24 protein-coding genes and 2 pseudogenes are annotated in these 25324 nt (G+C 64.6%); 2 read left to right on the top strand and 24 right to left on the bottom strand.

The features are described 5' to 3' along the window. The 6 genes and pseudogenes from PJE01S_RS04440 to nac form a co-directional block, all read right to left on the bottom strand. A pseudogene (locus tag PJE01S_RS04440) lies at positions 1-316 on the bottom strand (NAD(P)(+) transhydrogenase (Re/Si-specific) subunit alpha); the annotation flags it as partial. 31 nt (positions 317-347) lie between these two features. Next, on the bottom strand, positions 348-1382 hold the full coding sequence (locus PJE01S_RS04435) for an L-idonate 5-dehydrogenase (RefSeq protein ID WP_174548512.1): 1035 nt from the start codon (positions 1380-1382) through the stop codon (positions 348-350). A gap of 34 nt (positions 1383-1416) precedes the next feature. Continuing rightward, positions 1417-2202, bottom strand: a complete 786-nt coding sequence (locus tag PJE01S_RS04430) for a glucose 1-dehydrogenase (protein ID WP_068831905.1) — start codon at positions 2200-2202, stop codon at positions 1417-1419. Beyond that, on the bottom strand, positions 2199-2744 hold the full coding sequence (locus tag PJE01S_RS04425) for a gluconokinase (RefSeq protein ID WP_068831904.1): 546 nt from the start codon (positions 2742-2744) through the stop codon (positions 2199-2201). Before PJE01S_RS04425 ends, PJE01S_RS04430 begins: the two co-directional genes overlap by 4 nt. Further along, entirely contained in the window at positions 2741-3739 is a 999-nt protein-coding gene (locus tag PJE01S_RS04420) for a 2-hydroxyacid dehydrogenase (protein WP_068831903.1), read from the bottom strand. Before PJE01S_RS04420 ends, PJE01S_RS04425 begins: the two co-directional genes overlap by 4 nt. A gap of 121 nt (positions 3740-3860) precedes the next feature. Further along, positions 3861-4784 (bottom strand): nitrogen assimilation transcriptional regulator NAC, encoded by a 924-nt coding sequence (gene nac / locus PJE01S_RS04415; RefSeq protein WP_068831960.1) that lies wholly within the window; start codon positions 4782-4784, stop codon positions 3861-3863. A gap of 148 nt (positions 4785-4932) precedes the next feature. Between nac and PJE01S_RS04410 the strand changes: the two genes are divergently transcribed. Next, positions 4933-5889, top strand: coding sequence for a LysR substrate-binding domain-containing protein (locus PJE01S_RS04410; protein ID WP_068831902.1), 957 nt, complete (start codon positions 4933-4935; stop codon positions 5887-5889). A 9-nt stretch (positions 5890-5898) separates the two neighbouring features. Here the strand turns inward: PJE01S_RS04410 and PJE01S_RS04405 are convergent, their stop codons facing one another. The 11 genes from PJE01S_RS04405 to PJE01S_RS04355 all read right to left on the bottom strand — a co-directional run bounded on the left by PJE01S_RS04405 (position 5899) and on the right by PJE01S_RS04355 (position 17784). Then, positions 5899-6606: an HpcH/HpaI aldolase family protein gene (locus PJE01S_RS04405; RefSeq protein WP_068831901.1), complete on the bottom strand. Its 708-nt coding sequence runs from the start codon at positions 6604-6606 to the stop codon at positions 5899-5901. A 16-nt stretch (positions 6607-6622) separates the two neighbouring features. Next, positions 6623-7438: an SDR family oxidoreductase gene (locus PJE01S_RS04400; protein ID WP_068831900.1), complete on the bottom strand. Its 816-nt coding sequence runs from the start codon at positions 7436-7438 to the stop codon at positions 6623-6625. Further along, a complete protein-coding gene (locus PJE01S_RS04395) occupies positions 7438-9102 on the bottom strand; it encodes a hydantoinase B/oxoprolinase family protein (protein WP_068831899.1) in 1665 nt (554 codons plus the stop codon). The genes PJE01S_RS04400 and PJE01S_RS04395 overlap by 1 nt, the downstream gene beginning before the upstream one ends. 10 nt (positions 9103-9112) lie before the next feature. Next, positions 9113-11200 carry a hydantoinase/oxoprolinase family protein gene (locus tag PJE01S_RS04390; RefSeq protein ID WP_157090220.1) on the bottom strand — a complete coding sequence of 696 codons (2088 nt, stop codon included), beginning with the start codon at positions 11198-11200 and terminating at the stop codon, positions 9113-9115. 43 nt (positions 11201-11243) lie between these two features. Then, positions 11244-11975: a branched-chain amino acid ABC transporter ATP-binding protein gene (locus PJE01S_RS04385; RefSeq protein ID WP_157090219.1), complete on the bottom strand. Its 732-nt coding sequence runs from the start codon at positions 11973-11975 to the stop codon at positions 11244-11246. Between the two features lie 4 nt (positions 11976-11979). Next, on the bottom strand, positions 11980-12753 hold the full coding sequence (locus PJE01S_RS04380) for an ABC transporter ATP-binding protein (protein ID WP_068831959.1): 774 nt from the start codon (positions 12751-12753) through the stop codon (positions 11980-11982). Further along, complete coding sequence (locus PJE01S_RS04375; RefSeq protein WP_245660600.1) at positions 12743-13771, bottom strand: branched-chain amino acid ABC transporter permease; 1029 nt, start codon at positions 13769-13771, stop codon at positions 12743-12745. The genes PJE01S_RS04380 and PJE01S_RS04375 overlap by 11 nt, the downstream gene beginning before the upstream one ends. Before the next feature lie 26 nt (positions 13772-13797). Then, entirely contained in the window at positions 13798-14670 is an 873-nt protein-coding gene (locus PJE01S_RS04370) for a branched-chain amino acid ABC transporter permease (protein ID WP_068831896.1), read from the bottom strand. A 34-nt stretch (positions 14671-14704) separates the two neighbouring features. Then, the gene (locus tag PJE01S_RS04365) at positions 14705-15913 is read right to left on the bottom strand and encodes an ABC transporter substrate-binding protein (RefSeq protein WP_218017493.1); all 1209 of its coding nucleotides are present in this window, start codon (positions 15911-15913) and stop codon (positions 14705-14707) included. Between the two features lie 132 nt (positions 15914-16045). Beyond that, positions 16046-17257 (bottom strand): aspartate transaminase, encoded by a 1212-nt coding sequence (locus tag PJE01S_RS04360; RefSeq protein ID WP_068831894.1) that lies wholly within the window; start codon positions 17255-17257, stop codon positions 16046-16048. Between the two features lie 143 nt (positions 17258-17400). After that, a complete protein-coding gene (locus tag PJE01S_RS04355) occupies positions 17401-17784 on the bottom strand; it encodes an RraA family protein (protein WP_245660598.1) in 384 nt (127 codons plus the stop codon). A 15-nt stretch (positions 17785-17799) separates the two neighbouring features. Here PJE01S_RS04355 and PJE01S_RS04350 point away from each other — a divergent pair, with 15 nt between their 5' ends. Then, a complete protein-coding gene (locus PJE01S_RS04350; protein ID WP_169804355.1) occupies positions 17800-18342 on the top strand; it encodes a hypothetical protein in 543 nt (180 codons plus the stop codon). A gap of 276 nt (positions 18343-18618) precedes the next feature. On the opposite strand, the gene PJE01S_RS04345 is transcribed toward PJE01S_RS04350, so the two are convergent. The 7 genes and pseudogenes from PJE01S_RS04345 to PJE01S_RS04315 form a co-directional block, all read right to left on the bottom strand. Continuing rightward, positions 18619-19731, bottom strand: a complete 1113-nt coding sequence (locus PJE01S_RS04345; protein ID WP_068831892.1) for an ABC transporter ATP-binding protein — start codon at positions 19729-19731, stop codon at positions 18619-18621. Between the two features lie 19 nt (positions 19732-19750). Further along, positions 19751-20659, bottom strand: coding sequence for a carbohydrate ABC transporter permease (locus PJE01S_RS04340; RefSeq protein ID WP_157090217.1), 909 nt, complete (start codon positions 20657-20659; stop codon positions 19751-19753). After that, entirely contained in the window at positions 20652-21533 is an 882-nt protein-coding gene (locus PJE01S_RS04335) for a carbohydrate ABC transporter permease (RefSeq protein ID WP_068831891.1), read from the bottom strand. Before PJE01S_RS04335 ends, PJE01S_RS04340 begins: the two co-directional genes overlap by 8 nt. Further along, positions 21530-22828, bottom strand: coding sequence for an ABC transporter substrate-binding protein (locus tag PJE01S_RS04330; RefSeq protein WP_068831890.1), 1299 nt, complete (start codon positions 22826-22828; stop codon positions 21530-21532). The genes PJE01S_RS04335 and PJE01S_RS04330 overlap by 4 nt, the downstream gene beginning before the upstream one ends. 33 nt (positions 22829-22861) lie before the next feature. Then, positions 22862-23740, bottom strand: a complete 879-nt coding sequence (locus PJE01S_RS04325) for an aldo/keto reductase (RefSeq protein ID WP_218017492.1) — start codon at positions 23738-23740, stop codon at positions 22862-22864. Positions 23741-24235: 495 nt separating this feature from the next. Further along, positions 24236-24463 (bottom strand): annotated as a pseudogene (locus tag PJE01S_RS24315) (aminotransferase class I/II-fold pyridoxal phosphate-dependent enzyme); the annotation flags it as partial. A gap of 170 nt (positions 24464-24633) precedes the next feature. Continuing rightward, complete coding sequence (locus PJE01S_RS04315) at positions 24634-25308, bottom strand: RraA family protein (RefSeq protein WP_068831887.1); 675 nt, start codon at positions 25306-25308, stop codon at positions 24634-24636. Between the last annotated feature and the right edge of the window lie 16 nt (positions 25309-25324).

Below are 25324 nucleotides of genomic sequence, written 5' to 3'. Positions count from 1 at the left end.
CGGCCAGGCGCTGCAGACCGGCGGCATCAAAGGGATTGAGCATGCCGACCAGCACGCTGCCGGGCCTGGCATGCGCGATTTCGCCGTTCAGCGGGCTGCGCACCTTGAGCACGATGTCCGCGGCATAAGCGCCGGCGGCGTCGGTGATCTCGGCGCCCACCGCGAGGTAGGCGTCATCGGGAACGCTGGCGGCCACGCCGGCGCCCGACTGGACGCGGATGGTGTGGCCCTGGCTTTTAAGCTTTTTGGCCGTTTCCGGCGTGATGGCAACGCGTGTCTCTCCGGCCGTGATTTCGGCGGGTACGCCAATAAGCATGATGATTTCCTTCGAAGGACTCTGGGGGTATTTAATCGAAGCTGAGCAACACTTTCATGGCCTGCGAGCGGTCGGCGGCCAAGGCGAAAGCGCGGCCTGCGTCGCGGTAGGGCATGGTGGCGGAGATCAGCGGTTTCACATCCACCAGCCCCTTGTTGAGCAGTTCCACGGCCGTGGCGAATTCCTCATGGAAGCGAAACGCCCCACGCAGGTCGAACTCCTTGGCCACAATGGTGTTGATGGGCAGCGTCATTTCGCCCCCCAGCCCCACCTGCACGATGATGCCGCGCGGGCGCAGCGCGTCGAACGCCCCGCGCAGCGCGCGCTCGTTGCCGCTGGCCTCGAACAGCACGTCGAAGTGGCCCTTGTCGGCCGTGAAACGCGCCAGGCCGTCGGGCTGCTCGGCCACGTTGATGGCCTCGTCTGCACCCACCTGCAGTGCCTTGCGCAGCGGATGCGCGCCCATGTCGGTGACGACAATCTGGGTCGCACCGGCGCGCCGCGCCGCGATGACCAACATCGCCCCGATCGGGCCGCAGCCCGTCACCAGCACGCGCTTGCCCAGCAGCGGGCCGGCGCGCCGCACCGCATGCAGCGCCACCGACAGCGGCTCGGCCATCGCGCCCTCGCCGTCGCTCACGGTGTCGGCCAGGCGATGCGCCTGGTGCGTCTCGACCACGATTTCCTGGCGGAAGGCGCCCTGCACATGGGGTGTGCGCATGGCGCTGCCGTAGTAGCGCATGTCCAGGCAGTGGTTTTGCAGGCCCTGCTGGCAGTAGCGGCACAGGCCGCAGGGGCGGCTCGGGCTGATCGCAATGCGCTCACCCGGTGCGAAGCCGATCGCGCCGGGGCCGGCCTCCTCGATCATGCCGGCCACCTCGTGGCCCAGCACCATGGGCTCCTGGATGCGCACGGTGCCGAAGCCGCCATGCTGGAAGTAATGCAGGTCAGAGCCGCAGATGCCGCCGGCGCGCACGCGCACGCGCAACTGGTTGGAGCCGATGGCGGGGGTTGGCACCTCTTCGACGCGCAGGTCGCCGGGGGCGTGAATGACGAGGGCTTCCATGATGGAGGGTCTCCTTGGGTGAGTGGGGATGTGATCAGAGCGTGGCGGTGACGCCGCCATCGACGTACAGGATATGGCCGTTGACGAAATTGGAGGCTTCGCTGGCCAGGAACACCGCAGCGCCGACCAGGTCCTCCACATCGCCCCAGCGGCGCGACGGGGTGCGGCCAACCAGCCACTGCGTGAACTCGGCGTTCTTGACCAGTGCCTCGGTCAACTCGGTCTTGAAGTAGCCGGGACCCAAACCATTGACCTGGATGCCGTGCTGGCCCCAGTCGATCGCCATGCCCTTGGTGAGCATTTTCACGGCACCCTTGCTGGCGGTGTACGGTGCGATGTTGGGGCGGCCCAGTTCGCTTTGCACCGAACAGATGTTGATGATCTTGCCGCGTCGGCGCTCTATCATGTGGCGCGCCACAGCCTGGCCGACCAGGAACACGCTGTCCACATTGGTTTTCATCAGTTCATGCCACTGCGCTTCTTCGAACTGCTCCAGCGGCGCGCGGCGCTGCATGCCGGCATTGTTGATGAGGATGTCGATAGGGCCATTTTCGGCCTCGATGCGGTCCACGGCCTCGCGCACGGCCTCGCCCGAGGTCGCATCGAAGGCGGCGGTGAGCACGCTGGCACCTTCGGCACGCAGTTGTTCGGCGGCCTGCGCAAGTTTGCCGGCGTTGCGCGCGTTCAGGATCACGCGCGCGCCCGCACCGGCCAGCCCGCGCGCCAGCGCGAAGCCGATGCCGGCGCTGGAGCCGGTGATAAGGGCTGTGCGCCCGCTCAGGTCAAAGCTTTTCAGGACAGGGGGCAAGGCAGGACTCAAGATAGTTTCTCCTCAGAGGGGTGGGGTGTCTGGCCGGCGCGATGGCCCAGCCAGCGCAGGATGGCATCGAGTTGCGTGGCCACCGGCTGAGCTGCGTCGACGCGCAGCACGCCGGGCTCACCCAGCGGTGGTTCGAGCGCTTCGAACTGGCTGTCCACCAGGCTGGCCGGGAACAGATGATCGGCGCGTGCCGCCACGCGGGCACGCGCCTGCGCCGGGGTGATGTCGATGAACACGATGGCCAGCGACGGCGCCGCTGCGCGCAGCTGGTCGCGGTAGCGCCGCTTGAGCGCCGAGCAGGTGAGCACGGCACCGTTGCCTGCATTGGCGAGCAGGGTGCCAAGGTGGCTGAGCCATGGCGCGCGATCGGCGTCGTCGAGTGCCAGCCCATGGCGCATCTTCTCCTGGTTTTGCGCCGGGTGGTGGTCGTCGCCTTCGATCAGGGAACAACCCAGTGCGCGTGCGAGTTCCGCAGCCAGCGTCGACTTGCCGCAGCCGGCCACGCCCATGACCAGCAGTTGGTGTGGCGCTGTGCGGGTCATCGCCCGCCCAGCACTTCAGGGTTGACCGGCGTGGGCGGCCGGCCCGCCTGCGGGCCCAGGCCCAGCGCGGCGATCAGGTTGTCGGCGGTCAAGCTTGCCATGGCGCGGCGGGTCTGGATCGAGGCGCTGCCGATGTGCGGTGTCAGCACGACGTTGGGCACTTGCAGCAGTTCCGGGTGCACGGCCGGCTCGCCCTCGAACACGTCCAGCCCGGCTGCCGCAATGCGGCCCTCGCGCAGCGCCTGCGCCAGCGCTGCGTCGTCCACGATGCCGCCGCGCGCGATGTTGGTGAGCGTGGCGCCGGGCTTCATCTGCGCCAGCTCGGCCGCGCCGATGGCGTGGTGCGAGGATGGCGAGTAGGGCAGCACCAGCACCAGGTGGTCGGCCTCCTTCAGCAATGTCGCCTTGTCCACATAGCTGGCGTGCGCCTTGGCTTCGAGCTCGGGCGCCAGGCGCGAGCGGTTGTGGTAGATCACGCGCATGCCAAAGCCCATCGCGCCGCGCCGTGCGATGGCCTGGCCGATGCGGCCCATGCCCAGGATGCCCAGCGTGGCGCCATGGATGTCGGGGCCGACGAACTGGTCGTGGATGCCGGTCTTGACCCACTGGCCGTTGCGCAGGAAACGCTCGGACTCGGTGATGCGGCGCGCCGTGGCCATCATCAGCGCGAAGCCGAAGTCGGCGGTGGTCTCGGTCAGCACGTCGGGCGTGTTGGTGAGCAGCACGCCGCGCGCGGTGCAGGCTGCCACGTCGACGTTGTTGTAGCCCACGCCGACGTTGCACACGGCCTTGAGTTGGGGGCAGGCGTCCAGCAGTTCGGCGTCGATGCGCTCGCTGCCCGTGCTCATTACGCCTTGTTTGCCCCGCAGCCGGCGAATCAATTCCTCCCGTGGCCAGATGGTGTCGCTGGGGTTGTCGTCAACCTGGAAATGGGTTTGCAGGTGTGCTGCAACGTCGGAGAAAGTGGCACGGGTTATCAGGATGGATGGACGCATGGATATGTGGGCTACAAACGAAGGTGTGCCCAATATAGGACCATATCGCCCCGGCCACCAAGACGAATTGGGTCTAGTCCGATAGGGGCGGCTTATGGCCGCAGCGCGTGCGGGCGTCGCGTCAATGAATGCTGTGCAGGCCAGCCGCCAGTTCGAGATGTTCGACCAGTTCCAGAACAATGGTTTTGACCGCCTGTGCGGGCTCGGACAATGGCAGGTGGTCCGACGCGCACAGCGCCAGCGGCACCTCGATGGTGGGCGACACGATGCGGGAAAGATGGCCGGTGATGGATGCTGCGACCGTGCGCGCCGCGGATACCGGCAGCACCGTGGCTCCCACTCCCGATGCCACTGCCGAGGCCAGGGTCTCCGAGGATTCGATTTCGGCGACCACGCGCGGAGCCATCTGCTGGCTGGCGAATGCCTCGTCCACATACTGGCGCAGATAGTTGTGGGAGCGCGGCAGCAGCAGGTTGATGTCGCGCAGCTCCTTCAGGGTGACCTGTCCTTCGCCCGGCAGCATGCCGGCAGGCGCCACGACGAATAACTCCTCGTCCAGCAGATGGTCGAAGGCCAGGCCCTGGACAACGCGCTTGCCGCCATACAGGACGGCCATGTCCATGCAGCCATTCTTGACGACTTCACACAGCGTGGTGCCAAGGTTTTCGTTGATGTGCAGCACGATTTCGGGATGTTGGTCATGCATGGCCTTGAGCAGTGGCAAGGCCAGCGAGGCCGCCGCCGTACCGGGGGCCAACCCCACGGACACCTGACCCGACAGCGCTCGCCCGGAGTTTTTCACATCACTTTGCGCCTGCGCAAATTGCCGCAGCATGACTTGCGCATGCCGGTACAGCACCTGCCCCGCCTGGGTGGGCGTCACGCCCGTTCTGGTGCGCAACAACAGTTTCTGGTCAAACTCATGCTCCAGTGTGGCCAGTTGCTGGCTTAGGGCCGGTTGTGCAATGTGCAAAATCTCGGATGCCTGCGTCAGGCTGCCGGTATCGACGATTTTCACAAAGTACTTCAAACGCCTCAAATTCACACGCAACTCCACTCGGATTTTTCCATTGAGCATGATGAAGCAACTATTGGGCCATCGTCAATGGGTGGAAACGGGGGGTAGACTCCAGAAAAGCCTGATGCGGGTACGCAAACACAAACAGTTGCGCGTGCACCCCTGAAAACATCCCATGTCCGTCAATTTCAAAACGCTACGCAGCTTTGTCACCGCCGTGGAGGCCAAAAGTCTTTCCGCCGCGGCCCAGCAGCTGCACCTGGCGCAACCCGCCCTGAGCCAGCAAATCGCCTCGCTGGAACTGCATTTCAAACAAAAGTTGCTGACCCGCTCCAGCGCCGGTGTCACGCCCACCCGTGCTGGTACCGAACTCTACCGGCATGCGCAGTTGATTCTCAGCCACCTGGAGCAGGCCGAGCGTGAAGTGTCTGGCCGCACGGACACGATTTCCGGCAACGTTGCCGTCGGGCTGGCGACCTACAGCACCACCTCGACGCTGTCGACGCCACTGCTCATGGCCGTGCGCAGCCACTATCCGGGGATCAACCTGTTCATCAACGACAACTTCGGTCTGGTGCTCAGCGAGATGGTCATGACCGGCCGCATGGACATGGCCATCATTTATGCGTCGGGCCCGATGAAAGGCGTGAAGCTGGAGCCCCTGCTGACCGAAGAGCTTTTTCTCATCGCGCCGCCGGGAACGGAGCTGCCCGAAAGCGATGGCCACACCATTGCGCTGGCCGCCGTCGATGGCATGGACATGCTGCTGCCGAGCCGGACCCATTTTTTGCGCCAGCTGATCGACGACCAGTGCGCGCGGATGAGGGTCAGTCCGCATGTCACGGCCGAGATCGAGTCGGCGGCCACCCTGCGTGAAGCGATTGAAGCCGGCCTGGGCGCCACCATTCTCCCCGCGGCCCTGGCGGGAACGTTCCACGGATCAGCGCGGCCGGTGGTGCGCCGCATCGTGGAGCCAGGCATCCAGGCCACGGTGTCACTGTGCGTGTCGGATCATCTCCCGATGACTGAACACGCCATGGCGGTTCTGTCCAGCCTGCACACCCTGGTGCGTGAGTTGTTCGAGGTGGAGCGCTACGCAGGCGTCCACGCCCCGTCCGTCCGAGGCGCCTGAAGCGCCCGATCAGCGCGGCGGCGGGGCAGAGAGCTGGCGCATGGCGCGCACGCCCTCGTTCACGAACGGATCGGCGTGGTAGTACAGCAACTGCGCCCCGACCGAGACCAGGTGCTCGACGTCGTGCCGCACCACCAGCGTGCCGGCGATCTTGCCGGCCGCGCGGATGCGCCGCAGGGTCTGGTCGACGAGATCGAGCACCGGCTGGGCCCGCTTCTCGCCGGCCGCCACCGACGGTGAATAGCCCATGGACTGCGACAGGTCGCCCGGGCCGACGAAGAACACGTCGATGCCCTCCACCGCCAGGATATCGTCCAGGTTGCTCACCGCCTCGACCGACTCGACCATGCCGATCAGCAGCTTCTGCGCGTGGTCGTCCGGGCAGGCATAGCGGAAGGTGTGGACCACCTGGCGCGCGATCTCGGCGGTGTGGATGAGCGGCACCATCACGCCGTCGGCGCCCGCGTTGAGGCAGCGGGTGATGGTGGATCGCTCCTGGTTTTGTGGCCGCACGATGCCGAAGCCACCCGCATAGCGCGCCGCCTTGGCCATGTGGTGGATGTCCTCGAAGCTGGCCAGGCCGTGCTCGCAGTCGATGAACACCGAGTCGGCGCCCGAGCGCACCAGCTTCTCGCACAGCGTGGGCGAGACGTGGTTGGGGTTGACCATCAGCACCGAGGCGCCATCGGCCAGACGTTGTTTCAAACTTTTGCTCATGGGGATCTTTCCGGTGTCAGGAGGCGGTGGACGGCGCGCCGGGCGTGCCCGGGGGCGCACCCAGCCAGCGGCTGATCTCGACGTCAGGGCCCTGGTCGCGCGCCAGCGTGGGGCTGATGACCAGTTCCTCGATGGTGGTGCCCTGTGGCAGCGTGCAGGCCAGCAGGATGGCACGCGCCACGTCGTCGGGGCCGACCATCGCGGCGCGCTCGGCGGCACTCGGTGGGCGTACGCGGGTGTCCATGATCGGCGTGTTGACCTCGCCGGGCAGGATGGTGGTGGAGCGGATATTGTTGTTACGGAAGGTCGCGTGCATGAAACCCATGAGGTTGCGCACCGCCGCCTTGGCCGCGCCGTAGGGCGCGCCGCCCAGCAGATTGGGCCGCACGGCGGCCAGCGACGACACCGTGACCAGGGTGCCGCGGCCGGCCGCCAGCATGCCCGGCAGCACGGCCTGGATCAGCGTGTAGACGGCCGTCAGGTTGACCGATATCGCGGCGTCCCAGTCGTCGGGCTCGATCCATCGGATGTTGCGCACGCGGCTGGTCAGCCCGGCGTTGTTGACGAGGATGTCGACGCGGCCCACCGTGGCTTCGGTCCACTGCACCAGCGCAAGCAGCTGTTCGCGCACTTGCAGGTCGGCCTGGCGCGCATGGGCCTCGCCGCCCGCCGCGCGAATCTCGGCCACCACCTCTTGCAGCGGCTCCAACCGGCGGCCCATCACGACGACGCGGGCGCCCTCGGCGGCCAGCATGAGGGCGGTGGCGCGGCCGATGCCCGAGCCGCCGCCCGTGACCAGCGCGACCTGGCCTTTGAGCGTTTGAGCATGCATCACACCTCTCCCCGTGTGTAGCTGTAGTCGGACTGCGCACCCTCTGGCGTGACCAGGCCCAAGCGAAGATCGTTCTTGATCAGCTCATGCGGGCGTTCATCCGCCAGGCCCCAGCCGCCGCCGCCAGGCAGTTCGACGGTCAATTGATCACCCGGCTGCAACACCAGCTTGCCCTTGGGGAATATCGGCGCGCCATTGAGCAGCACCGCACCGTTGCGACCGGGTTGGCCGCCGAGTACGCCGAAGCAGGGGTGCTTGACGTGCTCGGTGCTCAGGTAAACATTCATTTCGCGCTCGGAGAGGTTACGCATCACGCCGCGCTGGCCCAGGCCGCCGCGATATTTTCCGGCTCCGGCGGAGTCGGGAATCAGCTCCTTGCGTTCATTGAGAATCGGAACGGCCAGCTCGAACATCTCGATCGGCGTCACGCGGCAGTTCGAGGGGAAGCTCAGCGTGTCAAGCCCATCCAATGTGGACCGTCCGCCCTGGCCGCCGTGGAAATTCTGCGCACTGCCGTAGGCCGTGCCGTCGCTGCGCTGGCCCTGGCAGTTGATGCCCCAGATGGGCGCGCCGCCGCTGTCGCCCTGCGTGCGTTCCGGTACAACATGCTGCAGCGCCTTGAAAATCAGGCTCGGAATCACATGGCCGACCAGGTTGCGCGCGGCGCCGGCGGCATGGGGTTGCGGGTTCAGGATGCAGCCGGCGGGCGCCGAGTCGGTTAGCGGGATCATGCAGCCCTCGTTGTTGGGCGTGTCGGGGTCCAGCATGCACTTGAGTGCGTAGACACTGTGGGCCACGCGGTAGTGCGGCACCACGTTGATGCCGCGCGCCACTTCGGGCGAGGTGCCGGTGTAGTCGACGTGGATGGAATCGTCGTGCACGTCGACACTGACGCACAACTTCACATCGTTCTCGAAGCCGTCGATGGTCATCTCCGCCTTGTAGCTGCCGTTGGGCCAGGCCGCGATGGCTTTTCGCATGTACTTCTCGGAGCGGGTGAAGATGGCTTCGCCCAGCGCCTCGCAATCGTCCATGCCGTACTCGTCCATGAAGCGCGAGAATTCGCGGCTCATGACCTCGTTGGCCGCCACCATGCTCTGAATGTCGCCGCGCACTTCGCGCGGCAGGCGCACGCTGGCCTCGATCACGGAGAACACGTCGGTGTTCGGCTTGCCCGCCTTGAACAGCTTGAGCATCGGAATGCGGATGCCTTCCTCGAACATGTCGGTCGAGTCGGGCGACTGCGGCCGCCCGCCGATGTCGGGCAGGTGCGCAATGCTGCCGGCGTAGGCGACGATCTTTCCGTGGCGGAAGATCGGCGTGAGCATCACCATGTCGGGCAGGTGGCCGGTGCCGATCACCGGGTCATTGGTGGCGATCACGTCGCCGGGCTCAAGCGTCTCGGGCGGAAAGGCTGGCAGAAAATAGTTTTGCGCCGCCATCGGCAGCGAGGTGATGAACACCGGGATGGACCAGGTGCACTGCGCCAGTGCGCGGCCCCTGGCATCGAGCAGGACGTTCACATAGTCGTGGTTCTCGCGCACGATGGGCGAGAAGGCCGTGCGGCCCAGCGCGCTGTCGGCCTGGTCGGCGATGAAGACCAGGCGGTCCCACATCACCTGCAGTGTGATCGGATCGTTGAAATCGGGTTTTTGGATGGACATGGCTGGACCTTCAGGACAAAAGCATGATCAGGTTATGGTGTTCGTCAAGCGAGGCCGTGGCGTTCGGCCCCATGACCACGGTCGATTCGCGCTGCTCGATGATGGCGGGGCCTTCAACCGGTACGCCGGGTTGCATGGCGTAATGGTCATACACCGGGGTCAGGGCGTACTTCCCGAGTTCGGAGAAAAAGACCGGGCGCCGGCCCTTGAGGGCGTTGCGAACCCCGCCCGCCTTGCTGCGCAGGTTGGCCAGCGACACTTCGCCGCGCGGACCGCTGGCACGGATGCGCCAGGTGATGACTTCGGCATCGGTGCCGCTGACGGACCGGCCGTACAGTGCGACATAGTTGGCGTGAAAGCGCGACAGCAGCTCGGTCAGGAAGGCTGGGTCGGCCGGATCGAGGTCGGGCAATGCCACGGAAATCTCATAGCCTTGCCCCACGTGACGCATGTCCAGCGTGTAGGTGTAGCTGATTTGATCGACCGGCACCCTGCTGGCCAGCACCACCTCGCGGCCCTGCGCCGCCAGCGCATCCATCACACCGCGCACGGCGATCGGGTCCCAGGTCGAGATGCGCATGGGCAGGCTGGTGGAGAGATCGGCTGCCACCGGCGCACCGAGCAAGCCAATGGCCGAGGTCACCCCGGCGCCCAGCGGGCAGATCACCTTGCGGATGCCCAGCTTGCGCGCCACGCCATAAGCATGGACCGGGCCGGCGCCGCCAAAGGCGATGAGCGGCAGTGCGCGCGGGTCCACGCCGCTGTCGGTGGCCTGCATCGAGGCCGCTTCGGCCATGCTCTCGTTGACCATGTCGTGGATGCCCCAGGCGGAGCGTTCCAGGGTAATGCCGAGATCATCGGCCAGACGCGCCATGGCGGTCCGGGCGGCTTCGCGGTTGAGGGCAAAGTCGCCGCCGAGAAACGATTTCTCGTCCAGGTAGCCGAGCAGCAGGTCGGCATCGGTGACCGTCGGCTCGGTGCCACCCCGGCCATAACAGGCCGGGCCGGGCGCCGCAGCGGCGCTGCGCGGGCCGACGGCCAGCAGGCCCATCTTGTTGCGCGCCGCGATGCTGCCCCCGCCCGCACCAATCTCGATCATATGGATGGACTGAATCTTCAGCGGAAAGCCGCTGCCCTTGCGGAAGCGCTCGTGGCGCGCCACCTCCAGCTCGTTGGCCACCATCGGCTGGCCGTTCGGGATCAGGCACAGCTTGGCGGTGGTGCCGCCCATGTCGAAAGACAGCACGCTGCGCTCGCCGGCTTCACGGGCATAGTTGGCTGCCGCCACGGCACCGGCGGCGGGGCCGGATTCAATCAGCCGCACCGGCGTGCGCGACGCGGTCGAACTGGGCACCACGCCGCCGCTGGAAGTCATCCACAGCAACTGACCGTCAATGCCGCGCTGCGACAGTTCGCGCTCCAGGTGGTTCACGTGCCCGACCATCATCGGTCGGGTGTAGGCATTGGCAACGGTGGTGGAGGCGCGGTCATACTCGCGCACCTCGGGGCAGACGGTGGATGAGAGAGAGACCGAAATATCCGGCGCCACCTCCGCGATCAACTCCGCCACGCGCTGCTCGTGCTGCGTGTATTTGTAGGCGTGCAAGAGGCAAACCGCGACCGATTTGACTTCGCGCTCCAGCAGGGTGCGGGCAATGTTGCGTACGCCCTCTTCATCCAGGGGCGTGATCACGGTGCCGTCCGCCGCAATGCGCTCCACCGCGCCGAAGCACAGGTCGCGCGGAACCAGCGGTTCCGGGTACTGGATACGCAGGTCGTAAAGGTCGTAACGGCCTTCAGTGCGAATGCGCAGCATGTCCTGGAAGCCGTCGGTGGTGATGAAGGCGGTGTTTACCCCGCGGCGCTCGAGCACCGCGTTGGTGACCACCGTCGTGGCGCCGAGAATCTGCAGGGTGCCGCTGGCGGTCTTGCCGGCCTTCTTGTCGCCCACCTTGGCGAGGAGTTCGTCCACGCCCTGCAGCACCGCGCGTGCCGGGGCATCGGGCGTGCTCAGCACCTTGTGCAACAGGATGTTGCCATCGTCGTCCGTCATGGCGAAGTCGGTGAATGTTCCGCCGGTATCAAATGCCAGTTTCATGATTTTGAAGTCCTTCTTTCATAAGGGTTGTACGCAACGGCGTTCATGCCGCTGTCTGTGCGTGTTCCGCGCGGCGCCCGGTCATGAACAGTTCGCCCAGGTCGGCCGGGCTGAGTTCGGCCACGGGGCTGTCCCAGATCACCTTGCCCAGGCGCAGCACCACGGCGCGCTCGGCCGCCGCCATGGCCTTGCGCGTGTTCTGCTCGACCAGCAGGATGGTTCGTCCGCCCTGGTGCAAACGCTTGAGTTCGTTGAATACCAGCGTAATGGCTTGGGGCGATAAGCCGACCGAGGGTTCGTCAACCAGCAGGATCTCGGGCCGGCGCAGCACCGCCATGGCCATCTCGAGCAACTGCTGCTCGCCGCCGGAGAGGTTGCCGGCGAACTCGTTGCGGCGCTTGCGCAGGATCGGGAACAGGTCGTAGACGTATTCGCGCTCGCCCTTGAGATCGCCATCCTTGATGGTGTAGGCTGCCATTTCCAGGTTCTCGTCGATCGACATGAGCTGAAAATTGCAACGGCCCTGCGGCACGTAGGCAATGCCGTGCGACAGCATGGCCAGCGGCCGCTGGCCCGCGATGTCCTTGCCCTTCCAGCGGATGGTGCCGCCCTTGTGCGTGGTCATGCCGAACAGGGATTTGAGCAGCGTGGATTTGCCCGCGCCGTTGGGGCCGAGCAGGGTGACGAACTCGCCGTGGCGGATCTTCAGGTCCACGCCGTGCAGGATGTCCAGGTGGCCGTAGCCGGCGCGCAGGTTGTTAATCTCCAGTTCCATGGCTTCAGCCTCCAAGATAGGCCTCGACGACCTGGGGGTTGCACACGACCGCTTCGGGGGTGTCGTCAGCCAGTTTGGCGCCCTGGTGCAGCACCACGACACGGTGACTCAGACTCATCAGCACGTCCGTGTTGTGCTCGATCACGACGAAGGTGATGCCCAGCGTTCCGTTGGCATGCGTGATGCAGTCGATGACTTTCTCGATCAGCACCGGGTTGATGCCGGCCAGCGGCTCGTCCAGCAGGATCAGTTCGGGTTTGGGCATCAACATTGAGGCGAATTGCAACAGCTTTTGCTGGCCGCCCGACATATGGCCGGCCGGCAGGTGTGCCACCCGCGAAAGACCGGAAACCTCAATCAGTTCGGCGGCGCGTTCGCGCAGTGCCGCGATGCGGCGCCGCGCGGCCGGGCCGATCCAGAACGTGGACAACACGCTCGGGAAGGCGAACATCTGGCCGGCCAGCACCAGGTTCTCGTAGGAATCGAGTGTCGGGAACACCACGGTCTTCTGGAAGCTGCGCAGGAAGCGGCCTTCGCGGGCAATGCGGTTCATCGGCCAGCCGGTGATATCCACACCGTTGAGCAGCACACGCCCGGCATCGCTCTTTTGCAGGCCGGTGCAGCAATCAAAAAGCGTTGACTTGCCCGAGCCGTTGGGGCCGATCAGTCCCAGCACCTCGCCGCGCTGGATGTCAATGTCCACGCCTTGCAATGCCGCCACCGCACCATAGTTTTTGCGCAATCCCTCGATGCGCAGGATCGGTTGTTCAGTGGCCATCATGCGGCTCCCCGTGCTTGAAGCCAATACGCGCAAGCGCCCCCGTCAAACGCTGGACCAGTGGTGCCAGGCCTTGCGGGAACACAAACACCAGTCCCAACAGCACGAAGCCGTAGATCACCATGCGCAGTTCGGGTGTGATGCGCAGCGCTTCCGACACGGCCACGAAGACGAAACTGCCGATGATCGCGCCCGGCAGCCGACCGACACCGCCGCCCAGCACGATGATGAGGATGGTGTTCGAGTAGTAGGACTGAAACACCAGCGGGCTCACCACCGTCGAGAAGTGCGCGTAGAGGCTGCCGCCCAGGCCGGCGAAGACGGCGCTGAGCATGAACACGATGAGCTTGTAAGTCCAGGTCGGTATGCCCAGCGACTCGGCCAGCGTTTCGTTGTCGCGGATGGCGATCATGCAGCGTCCCGCTGGCGACTTGATCAGGGCCACGAAGGCGAACACCACAAGAAGGGCCAGTGCCAGGATCAGGTAGTAGTACTCAGGCGCCCGCAGGATGATGTAGGCCGTCTCGCCAAATCCCAGTTTGGGGCGTGGTACGCCCGACAGGCCCATGTCGCCGCGGGTGAGGTCCACCCAATTTTTCGAGACCATCTGCGCGATCACCACCAGGCCCAGCGTACACATCACGAAGGAGGTGTCACGCAGGCGCAGCGCGGGGATGCCCAGCGGCAGGGCGACCAGGCCCGCCAGCAGGCCGGCGGCGAGGAAGTTGACCAGGAACGGGGTGCCGAAATGAATGGACAGCAGCGCCGAGCCGTAGGCGCCAATTCCGAAGAAGACCCCCTGCGCCAGCGACAGCATGCCGGTGTAGCCCAGGATCAGGTTGAGCCCGAGCGCCGGCAGCAGGAAGATCATCGCGAGAATCATCGCGTGCAGGTAGTAGTCGCCCAGGAACAGCGGTGCGGCCAGGAGCGCGGCCAGCGCGAGCGCTGACGCCCCCCAATTCACCGTTGCCAGGCGGCTGATGGGCATGCGTGGCATGTCCAGCGTGGTGGATGACATGGATAATTGCCTCATTGAATGGAAATTCAGAATCGGGCCTTGCTGCTGAACAGCCCGTGGGGCCGCAACATCAGCATCAGCAGAAGTGCGATGAAACCGACCGAGTCGCGGTATTGCAGGCCGATAAAGCCCGCCACCAGGCTTTCGACCACACCCAGCAGGCAGCCGGCGATCAGCGTGCCGCGCACGTTGCCCATGCCGCCCATCACGATCACCGCAAAGGTCTTGAGCGTTATGGCCTCGCCCATGCCGCCGTAGATGCTCACGTTGATGGGGCCGGTGAGAATGCCCGACAGCGCGGCGATGGCGACGCCGATCAGGAAGGTGCGCCGCACCACCTGCTCAACGTCGATGCCATTGACCTGGCAGCATTCGATGTTCTGCGACACGGCGCGGATCGAGCGGCCCAGGCGAGTGCGGCGCACCATCCACTCCAGCCCCGCGAACACCACCAGGGTGACCAGCAACAGCAGCACGCGCTGTTGCGACATGCCGAAGTCGCCCAGTTCAATCGGCTCGATCCAGCCGCCTTCGAACACTTTGTAGCCGCCGCCGAACGCCAGGATCACGGCGTTCTGCAGGATCAGCGAGATGCCCAGGGTGGCCAGCACCCCGGCCTGGAACGGTTGTCCGACCAGGCGTTGCATGACGAGGCGACCGACAATCGCCGCGATCACGCAGGCCATGGCCACGCCAGCGATGATGGCCAGCGGGTAGTCGGTCGCCAGATGGGAGATCACCCACCAGGACGCGAACGTTCCCAGCATGTAGTACTCGCCATGGGCGAAGTTGATGGCCCGCAGCACGCCGAAAATCATCGTCATGCCGGCCGCCACCAGGGCGTACATCGACCCGGTGATGATGCCGTTGACGATCTGCTCTAACAAAAAGGAACCCATGTGCTTGTCCGCGTATGGTGTGAGAGCCGGGGGCTTACTTGCCCGCCGCGGGATAGTCCACCTTGGAGCTGATGGCGCTCTTGATGGCCGGTTTTTCGTCCGCCACCTCCAGCAGCACCATCGGCAGCATCGCCTGGTTGTGGTCGTCGAAGCTCACCATGCCCATCGGGCTGTCGTACTTGACCTTTACCAACCCATTGCGGATGTCCTCGCCCTTCACGCTCTTGACGTCGGCGATGACCTTGGCCAGCAGGAACAGGGTGTCGTAGTGGGTATAGGCATGCACGTTCGGCACCTCGCCGCCGTTGGCCTTCTTGTACTCCTCGACAAACTTGAGGCTGCGCGGCGCCTGCACCTCGGGTAGCCAGGCGGCGGCTTCGACGGCACCGTTCATGACCTTGGGCGCGGCCGCGATGGTGGTCCTGGTGTTGAATTCACCGTTGCCAACCAGCGCAACCTTGCCAGCCAGGCCCAGCTCCAGCATCTGGCGCGCGATGATGGGCGTGGTGTCGGCCTGTCCGTAAAGAATGATGGCCTGCGCACCGGAGCGGCGAATCTTGCTGAGCACCGCACGGAAGTCGGTTTCGGAGTCCTTGTAGTAGTCTTCACTGAGGATTTCCGCGCCCTGGTACTTCGGCAGGTAGCGCTTGGTGAACTTGATGGCGCCGCGGCCGTAGTCGCTGTCGACCGACAGCACCGCGAATTTCTTGAAGCCCTTGGTCTTGACGGAGTATTCGAGCACCGTGGCGGCACGCACCTCGTCGGTCGGGTAGTTGCGGAAGGTCCACTTGAAGCCGCCGACGCCGGCCTTGTAGGTGATGTCGGGGTTGGAAGACGCCGCGTTGATCAGCAACACCCTGGATTCTTCAACCATCGGCTGCATGGCCAGCGTGACCGAGCTGCAGACGTCGCCGATGATGATGGGGGTCTTCTCCAGGCTGATCATGCGCTGGGTGGCGGCCACGCCCTCGGCCGGCACGCATTGGCTGTCGCCGCTGACCAGCTCGATTTTCTTGCCCTGCACGCCGCCAGCGGCATTGATTTCCTTGGCCGCGAGCGCCGCGCCTTTGTTGGCGAACGCGCCGTAGCGCGCGTTCGGCCCGCTCATGGGGCTGATGATGCCGATTTTCAAGGTGTCGGCGGACTGCGCGTGGGCCGAAGCCAGGGCGCAGAGTCCACCGAGCGCCACCGCAGCCATCCGGGCCACGCTGCGCAGTTGGGTCATTGTCGGGTAACAGGTCATCACGTCTCTCCAGAAGGTGAAGTGGGGTTCAGCAAATAATAGGGAGGCTCAAGCGTCGTGGCCAATACGTTATGCACCTTGACGCATAAATGTTTTTGATATGGGCCGTCAGCGCTGCGTTCCATGCAACCGCTAGGCCAGTTGTGCCACCGCCTGCGCGATACGCCTGCAGCCCTCTTCGATCTGCTCGACGCCGGTGGCAATCGACATGCGGAAGTACGGGGCCACGCCATAGGCCGTGCCCGCCAGCAGCATCACGCCACCGGCTTCGAGCAGGTAGATGACCGCATCGACATCGGACTCGATCACCTTGCCTTGCGGGGTGCGCCGCCCAATCAGGCCGCCGCACCAGGGGTAGAGGTAGAAAGCCCCGCCGGGTGCCGCGCAGCGCAGGCCCGGAATCTGGTTGAGCAGGCGCACGGCGGTGTCGCGCCGCTGCTCGTAGGTGGCCACCCAGCCGGGCAGGAAGCCGGCCTCGGTGTTCAGCGCCGTCACGGCGGCGGCCTGGCTGACCGAGCTCGCGCCGCTGGTGGACTGCGACTGCAGCATGTCCATGGCGGCGATGATGTCCGCAGGGCCCGCCGCGTAGCCGATGCGCCAGCCCGTCATGGCATAGGTCTTGGAGACGCCGTTGACGACCAGCGTGCGCTCGCGCAGCGCAGGCTCGATCACCAGCACGTGCTGCGGCTTGGGCGCATCGCCGAAGCGGATGTGCTCGTAGATGTCATCGGCCAGCACCATCACTTGCGGGTGGCGCAGCAGCACGTCGGCCAGGGCGCGCAGTTGCGCGGTGGTGTAGGTGGTGCCGGTGGGGTTGGTAGGCGAGTTGAACACCAGCCAGCGCGTGGCCGGCGTGATGGCGGCTTCCAGCGCTTGCGGGGTGAGGCGAAAGTCGTCTTCTTCCCTGCAGGCCACGATCACCGGCGTGCCGTCGCAGGCCAGCACCATGTCGGGGTAGGACACCCAGAACGGCGCGGGCACGATGACCTCGTGCCCCGCCTCCACCGTGACCGACAGGGCATTGAACAGGGCATGCTTGGCGCCGCAGGTCACGATGATGTCGCGCGGCGCGTAGTCCAGGCCGTTCTCGCGCTGGAGCTTGGCGGCGATGGCCTGGCGCAGCGCCAGCGTGCCGGCTACTGGCGTGTAGCGCGTCTCGCCGCGCTCGATGGCCGCGCCGGCGGCCTGCCGGATGTGCGCCGGCGTATCGAAGTCGGGTTCGCCGATGGCGAGGTTGATGATGTCCTTGCCCTGGCGCCGCAGTTCTGCAAAGCGATCCGCAGCGGCACTGCTGGGCGAGGGTTTGATGCGGCGCATGCGCGCGGAAATTCTTGTCGAACTCACGTGGATTCCTTGGAAACTCAGGTGAGTGCAACCTTAACGACCCGCCCGCAGCGAGGCAAAGAGGTCTTTTGTCTAGACGGATAGCGCGGGCTTATAGCCGCGGCTCAGGCCGCCTGTGCGTTTGAGCCTTGCGGCTCTTAGGCTTAATTGTTGCAGCGTGCTTCCAGCGCGTCGATGAAGGCGCGGTCCCAGCGGCCTTCCTTCATCGCGCGAATGGTTTGCGCTTCCGTGTCCAGGTGGGCGTGCGCCTTCTCGATCAACTGCTCGACGCCTTCCTGCGGGATGGCCAGCAGGCCGTCCTGGTCGCCGACCACGATGTCGCCGGGGTTGATCACCATGCCGCCCACGGATATTGGCACGTTGATTTCGCCCGGGCCGTCCTTGTAGGGGCCGCGGTGGGTGATGCCGCGCGCGTAGACCGGGAACTCGCGCTCGCGGATCTCGGCCACGTCGCGGATCGCGCCGTCGACGACCACGCCGACGATGCCGATGCTGGCGGCGTAGAACGACAGGATGCCGCCAACCACGGCTTCCCGTTCTGGTTGGCTTACGGAACCATCCTCTCGGGCTGGACGCTGTCCCAGCAGGGACGCGCAGCAGAAGGCATCGAAAGGATGCAACAGGGTTTGAGCGCCTACAGGGCCACCGGGGCGGAGATTTGGCGGCCGCATTTCCTGGCGCTACTGGCCGAAGCCTACGGGAGTGCGGGGCAAACCGAGGCAGGGCTGAAGACGCTTGCCGAGGCGCTGGCCATGGTGGACCGAACGCAAGAGCGCGCGTACGAGGCGGAGCTGTATCGGCTCAAGGGGGAGTTGACGCTGCTGCAGCCGAGCCGCGAGGCAGAGGACGTGGGCGGCCGGGACGAAGCCAAAGCCTGCTTCCTGAAGGCGATCGCGATCGCCCGCCAGCAGAGCGCCCGATCGCTGGAGCTGCGCGCGGTGATGGCCTTAAGCCGGCTGTGGTGGCAGCAGGGCAAGCCGGGAGACTCCCGCCAGATGTTGGCCGAGACCTACGGCTGGTTCACTGAAGGCTTCGACACCGCTGACCTGCAGGAGGCCAAGGCGCTGCTTGACGAGCTTCACTGAAGCGTGCGCCATGTTCCGTGCATGACCGACATCTTTGCGGGAGGCGTCCTGGGTTGCTGAAAGCCTGAGGTCAATCTTTACCTTCACTCCATAACGCATTGAATGCTTGGCAAACTGGGGGGCATGTAGAACTCTAAGGAACATGTTATCCAGGTCACGGGCGCGCCGGGCCTGATGTATATCGACGACGGCGCTGCCACGTTTGAGCGAGTACCGCTGACCCAAAGGTGCCCGTGCCTGCAAGCTGGTCGGGATTATCGGGACAGCCGGAAGAGTTCATGCAATCAGGCGTTCCGTAACGGGGTCGAACAGGCAGATGTTCCTCACATCGAGCGCGAACTCCGCCATCTGGTCGGGAACCAGACGGATATCCGGCGCCACCCGCCCCAGCCCAGACTGCCCACCCAGGCGCAGCAGCACGATGGTCTCGGCTCCAGTCGGTTCGATCATCTCCACTTTCGCCGTGATGTGCTGGCTGGCCTGCGGATGGTCGCCGAACCGGCGGTTGCGCTCGCCGATGCATTCCGGGCGGATGCCGACGATGACGTCCCGCTCCATATAGTCCCGCGCCGCCCCCGGCGCGATGGACACGGCGATCTCCTCCGGCAGGCCAGCACCAATCAAGGCGACCGCCGCACCATCGCGTTGCGTCAGACGAGCGGTAAATGTGTTCATCGGCGGCGCTCCCATGAAGCGCGCGACAAACAGATTGGCCGGGCGGTTGTAGAGCGTATCGGGATCGGCGAACTGCTGCACCTCGCCCTGATGCATCACCGCGATCCGGGTCGCCATAGTCATCGCCTCGATCTGGTCGTGGGTGACATAGACGATTGTAGAACCGATCCGCGCATGCAATTGCTTGATTTCCCAGCGCATCTCCACGCGCAGCTTGGCGTCCAGATTGGACAGCGGCTCATCGAACAGGAACAGCACCGGGTCACGCACCAGCGCGCGCCCCATCGCCACCCGCTGGCGCTGGCCGCCGGACAGTTGGCCCGGTTTACGGTCCAGCAAGGGTTCAATCTGCAGCAGGCGCGCCACCCGCGTCACTGCTTCTCCTTGCTGTGCCCTCGCCACGCCGCGGCACTCCATGCCAAAGGACATGTTCTCGCGCACCGTCATTGTCGGGTACAAAGCGTAGGACTGGAACACCATGGCGATGTCGCGATCTTTGGGCGCCACGCCGTTCATCCGCCGTCCGCCGATTTCGACCGTGCCGTCGCTCTGGTGCTCCAGTCCCGCGATGATATTGAGCAGCGTCGACTTGCCGCAGCCGGACGGTCCCACCAGCACGATAAACTCGCCGTCGGCGATTTCCAGATTGATGCCCTTGAGCACGTTCACCGGCCCGAAGCGCTTATGCAAATCACTGATTGTCATAGCAGCCATCGATGTCTCCTGTTCATTTCTATTTGACTGCTCCAGCCGTCAGGCCGCGCATGAAGTACTTGCCGCCGACCAGATAGACCAGCAGCGTCGGCGCGGCCGCCAGCAGCACGGCGGCGCTTTGTATCCCGTATTGCGGCGCCTCGGACACGCCCGCCGCCAGCGCGATCAATGCAGCGGTGATCGGCTGATTCTCGCCCGAGGTGAATACCACGCCGTAAAGGTACTCATTCCAGATGCCGGTGAATTGCCAGATGATGGTCACAATCAGGATCGGCGGCGACAGCGGCAGAACGATGCGCCAGAAAATCCGGAAATAGCCTGCGCCGTCGATCTTCGCCGCCTTCATCAGTTCCTGCGGAATGTTGACGTAGTAGTTGCGGCAGAACAGCGTGGCGAAGCTGATGCCCTGCACCACGTGCACCAGCACCAGGCCGGCGATCGTGTTGCTCAGTCCGAGTTCACGCAGCACCAGAACCCACGGCACCAGTTTCATCTGCTCGGGCAAAAACACGCCCAGCGTGAGAACGCCGAATACCCAGGTGTCGCCGCGAAAGCGCCACAGCGCGATGGAATAACCGCAAGCCGCGCCCAGCAGGGTTGACAGAATCGTCGCCGGTATCGCCATCATCAGCGAGTTCAGCATGTATGGCCGAATACCGGAGCAATGCTGGGCAATGCAGAACTCCCCCCAGGCGGCAACGAAATTGTGCAGTTCGAGCGTTTTCGGCAGGTTGATCACGCCGTTCTGTCCGATGTCCTGCGCGCTGCGCACCGAATTGAGGATCACCACCACCAACGGTGTGAGATAGGCGGCTGCGAAGCCGAGCAGTACCGCGTAAACCGCCAGTCGGCTCCACTTGACCTGCAGGCCGGTCTTCTCAGGCAGGTGTGTGATGGAAGACGCGGATGTTTCAAGCAAGTCAGCCATGCCGCCTCCCCTGCATCTGCCGCCAGCGTTTGAACAATGCGTAAGGAATCAGCACCGCCATCAGATACAACAGCATCAGCACCGCCGCCGCCGATCCGCCGCCAAGCACACCGCGCTGAAACATGAAATCGTAGACAACGATGGACGGCAGCATCGTGGCGATCCCCGGACCGCCGCCGGTCAGCGCCATAGCGAGATCGAAGGTCTTGACGGCAAATTGCAGCAGGACCACGAACACGGCCACGAAGATCGGCCAGATGCTCGGCAGCACCACCCGGCGATAGGTGCGCCAGGGTCCGGCGCCGTCGATCTGGGCCGCTTTCATCAGATCGGCATCCACCGACCGCAAGCCGGCCAGAAACAGCGCCATCGCAAACCCGGACGCCTGCCACGCGCCGGCAATCACGATGGTATAGATGGCGCGGTTGCGGTCTATCAGCCAGTCAAAGCGAAAGCCGAGCCAGCCGATATCGTTGACCAGCTTCTGTATCCCCAGGCCAGGATTGAGCAGCCAGCCCCAGACCACGCCGGTGACCACGAACGACACCGCAAGCGGATAAAGAAAGATTGCCCGCAACGCGTTTTCGCCGCGGATCTTCTGGTCGATCAGAATCGCCAGCAGCAGCCCGAGTGCGGTGGTCAGCAGCAGGAAGCAGACGCCGTATACCACCATGTTATGGGCCGCAATCTCCCAGTTGCGCGTACCCAGTATGGCCTTGTAGTTGCGCAAGCCGATCCAGCCGACTTGCGGCACCAGCGTTGATGGCGTAAACGACAGCCATACGGTATACAGCGTGAAGCCGACCACATGGACAATGCCGACCAGCAGCGGCGGCCATATGACGAGATATGGCAGCAGCCGGTCCCGTATCATGACCGCACGCCGGCAACAGCGGCAACCAGATGGTCTTGCCCCTGTTTTGGTGTGATGTCCTTGTTGTGGATGAACTCGGTCAGCACATCGATCATCGCTGCCGTCACCTGACTCGGCTGGGCCAGGTTATGCGCCAGGCTCAGCACCACTTGCCCTGTCTTCATCGAAGCCGCCATCGCCGCTGCGGTCTCGCGCTGCTGGGGGGTGAAGGCAGGGTCGGAGAGATCGATGTCGGTGCGGGCCGGCACGGAACCGGTGATGCCCGAGAACGTCTTCTGCGTCTCCTTGCTCATCAACACCTTCGCCATCAACTCCTGACCGGCCAGGAACTCCGACTCTTTGCGCTTCCAGAAAATGAAGGAGTCGGCGTTCAGCGTGAAGCCCTGATTGCCATTGTCCTGCGGCCCCGGCCCGACCAGGTAATCGCTGAGCTGGTAGCCGGCAGCACGGAATACGCCCTGCACCGCGCCGCCTGTCAGCAGCATGCCGCCATCGCCTGCCATGAACTTGGGGATATATACGGAATAATGCTGGTTGCCGACATTCGGATCCATCCACTCGCTGAGCCTGCGGGCTTGCTGGAATGCGGCCAGCACCTCGGGTCCGCGCAGTGCAGCGTCGTCCAGTTCCATGATCGCCTTGCGATAGCTCGCCGGGCTGATGCCGGCCAGACAGGTTTCCCAGATCATCGCGTTGTCATAAGGGAGGCCGCCGTTGATCAGCGGCTGAATCCCGGCTGCCTTCATCTTCGCCGCCAGCGCGTTGAACTCGGCCCAGGTCTTAGGCAAGGCCGTCGCACCGACTTTGTCCATCGCCTTCTTCGACACCCACAGCGTATTCATACGGTAGACCTGGAGCGGCAAGGCGATCCAGTGGCCGGCGGGCTTGTGCAGTCTGGCCAACTCGGGGACGACAACCTTCTCGTAGCCAGAGGCGGCCACGATGGCGTCCAGATTGACGGTCGGTGCGATCTTTGACCAGGCCGCAATCTCCGGCCCCTTCAGTTGGCTTGCTGCCGGCGGATCGCCTGCCAGTATCTGCGCCCGCAGCTTGTTCATCATGGCCGTGGTAAAGCCGGGCACCGGATTGTGCGTCCAGTCGCCGCCGGCCTGCTCGAACAGCTTGCCGAGCGCGGTGATGGCCGCCCCATCGCTGCCTGCGCTCCATTGCGAAATCACGGTAATCTTCGGTTTTGCGGCGGCGCGCACCACCATATAGGGCAGAGCGAGCACGGCGGTCGATGCCGCCAGCAAGTTGCGCCGGTTCAACTGATAGCTCGATAGTGAGTTGGACATACTCCGTCTCCTTTAATGTATTTACATTTGTATTTATATTGATTGCTTGGCGGGACCGGCATCCCAGACCGGGGCGAGCCAGTCCGGGCTGAGAAGACGTCCATCCGTCTTCGCCAACCCGTGGATGGCAGCCATCTCTTCTGACGACAACTCGACATCGAAAATGTCGATGTTGCTGGTTGCACGCTCCTCGCTCAGAGTTTTTGACAGCGCAATTACCTGATCCTGCTGAATCAGCCAGCGCAGCACGATCTGCGCTTCGGTCTTGCCGTGACGCCCGGCAATCTCCTTGATGACAGGATCGCCGATCACCTTGCCGTCCGCCATCGCATAGTAGGCGGTGACGATCATGCCCGCCTTGCGGGCGACATCCAGCACCGCCGACTGATCGAGATAGGGGTGATACTCGACCTGGTTGGTGACCAGCGGCGCGCTGGAGAGGGCCAGCGCGTCGCGTAGCAGAGCGGTGGTGTAGTTGCTCACGCCGATGTTTCGGACCTTGCCCCGTTTGCGTACCTCATTAAGCGCGCTGATCTGCTCGGCCAAAGGGACCTCGTCAACCTTCGGCCAATGCAGCAGTAGAAGGTCCACATAGTCCGTGCGCAGTTTCTCCAGGCTTTCATCCACCGAGCGCAGGAAATCGTCGTATTTGAAATTGGCGACCCATACCTTGGTCGTGAGGAACACGTCCGACCGCGGCAAGCCCGAGGCCACCAGCCCCTCGCCCACCTCGGATTCGTTTCCATAGATTTGAGCGGTGTCGATGTGACGGTAGCCGACTGACAGTGCGTGACGGACCATACGGGTGACGTCGTCGCCTTTCATCCGGAACGTGCCGAACCCAATAGCCGGGATGGTTGCCCCATTCGCGGTCACCTTTAATGTTGTCATAGCTTCCTTCATGATGGTCATCTTCACCGGTGGAGAGTTAGAAAGTTACTAGCGCGATGGAAATTTCGCCAATACATAATTAATGTTCAGCTATAAAAATATTGCATACGCATCTGCGAACGGGGCATTGGAAATGCATCTATTGCCGCTCCACCGGGGCCTGTGCGTCAATGTCCACGCCCACCCGACGCACGATGCGGCCTGCCGATCTCGGGCGACCGCTTCGTCTCTGCCGCTGCCGAGCCCCGCGCCCTTCAAGCCAGCGTGCCGGATGCGCTGACCGTCGTGAGCAACTGCCTCACGGCTGACGGTCCTTCGAGACAGGGCAGGGGTCGGCTGTCCGCATGGGATAAATCGCATCGCGACATGGAAAGCGCAGCGGTCGCCCAGGTCTGAAGCGACAAGCCAGCCACGCAGGATGGCCCCGGCATAGTGGCTGGCCACCTCGCCGACAAAGGCGGTGAAATTCACGTGCGCCTGTTCGTCGGCCCGATCCGAGAGCGTGCGCACGCGGCGGCGAACGGCAGGCCGTAGGATGGCCTGGCGCAGTGCCAGCGTGCCGGCTACTGGCGTGTAGCGCGTCTCGCCGCGCTCGATGGCCGCGCCGGCGGCCTGCCGGATGTGCGCCGGCGTATCGAAGTCGGGTTCGCCGATGGCGAGGTTGATGATGTCCTGGCCCTGGCGCCGCAGTTCGGCAAAGCGGTCCGCAGCGGCACTGCTGGGCGAGGGCTTGATGCGGCGCATGCGCGCAGAAATTCTTGTCGAACTCACGTGGATTCCTTGGAAACTCAGGTGAGTGCAACCTTAACGACCCGCCCGCGGCGAGGCAAAGAGGTCTTTTGTCTAGACGGATAGCGCAGGCTTATAGCCGCGGTTCAGGCCGCCTGTGCGTTTGAGCCTTGCGGCTCTTAGGCTTAATTGTTGCAGCGTGCTTCCAGCGCGTCGATGAAGGTGCGGTCCCAGCGGCCTTCCTTCATCGCGCGAATGGTTTGCGCTTCCGCGTCCAGGTGGGCGCGCGCCTTCTCTATCAACTGCTCGACGCCTTCCTGCGGGATGGCCAGCAGGCCGTCCTGGTCGCCGACCACGATGTCGCCGGGGTTGACCACCATGCCACCCACGGATATGGGCACGTTGATTTCGCCCGGGCCGTCCTTGTAGGGGCCGCGGTGGGTGATGCCGCGCGCGTAGACCGGGAACTCGCGCTCGCGGATCTCGGCCACGTCGCGGATCGCGCCGTCGACGACCACGCCGACGATGCCGATGCTGGCGGCGTAGAACGACAGGATGCCGCCGACCACGGCGTTGTTGAGGTCGCCGCCGGCATCGATCACCAGCACGTCGCCGGGGCGGCAGAACTCGAGGGCACGCAGATAGGTCAGGTTGTCACCGCCGCGCGAGCGCGCCGTGACGGCCGTGCCGGCCATGGTCTGGGCGACGGGGCGGTGGTAGGGGTGCAGGCCCGCGGTGCCGATGTTGCGGTGCATGTTGTCGCTGAGCGCGGCCACGGGGATGTCGCGCAGCGCGGCAATGATTTGCGGGCCGGCCTGCGTGGCCGAAGGGTTCTTGCGGAGGGCTTTGTAGGTGGTCATGGTGGTCCTTGAGTCG

The organism is Polaromonas jejuensis NBRC 106434 (genome assembly GCF_001598235.1).
In the GTDB taxonomy this organism is placed as follows: Bacteria; Pseudomonadota; Gammaproteobacteria; order Burkholderiales; family Burkholderiaceae_C; genus Polaromonas; species Polaromonas jejuensis.
This window is presented reverse-complemented; position numbering and strand designations above follow the sequence as displayed.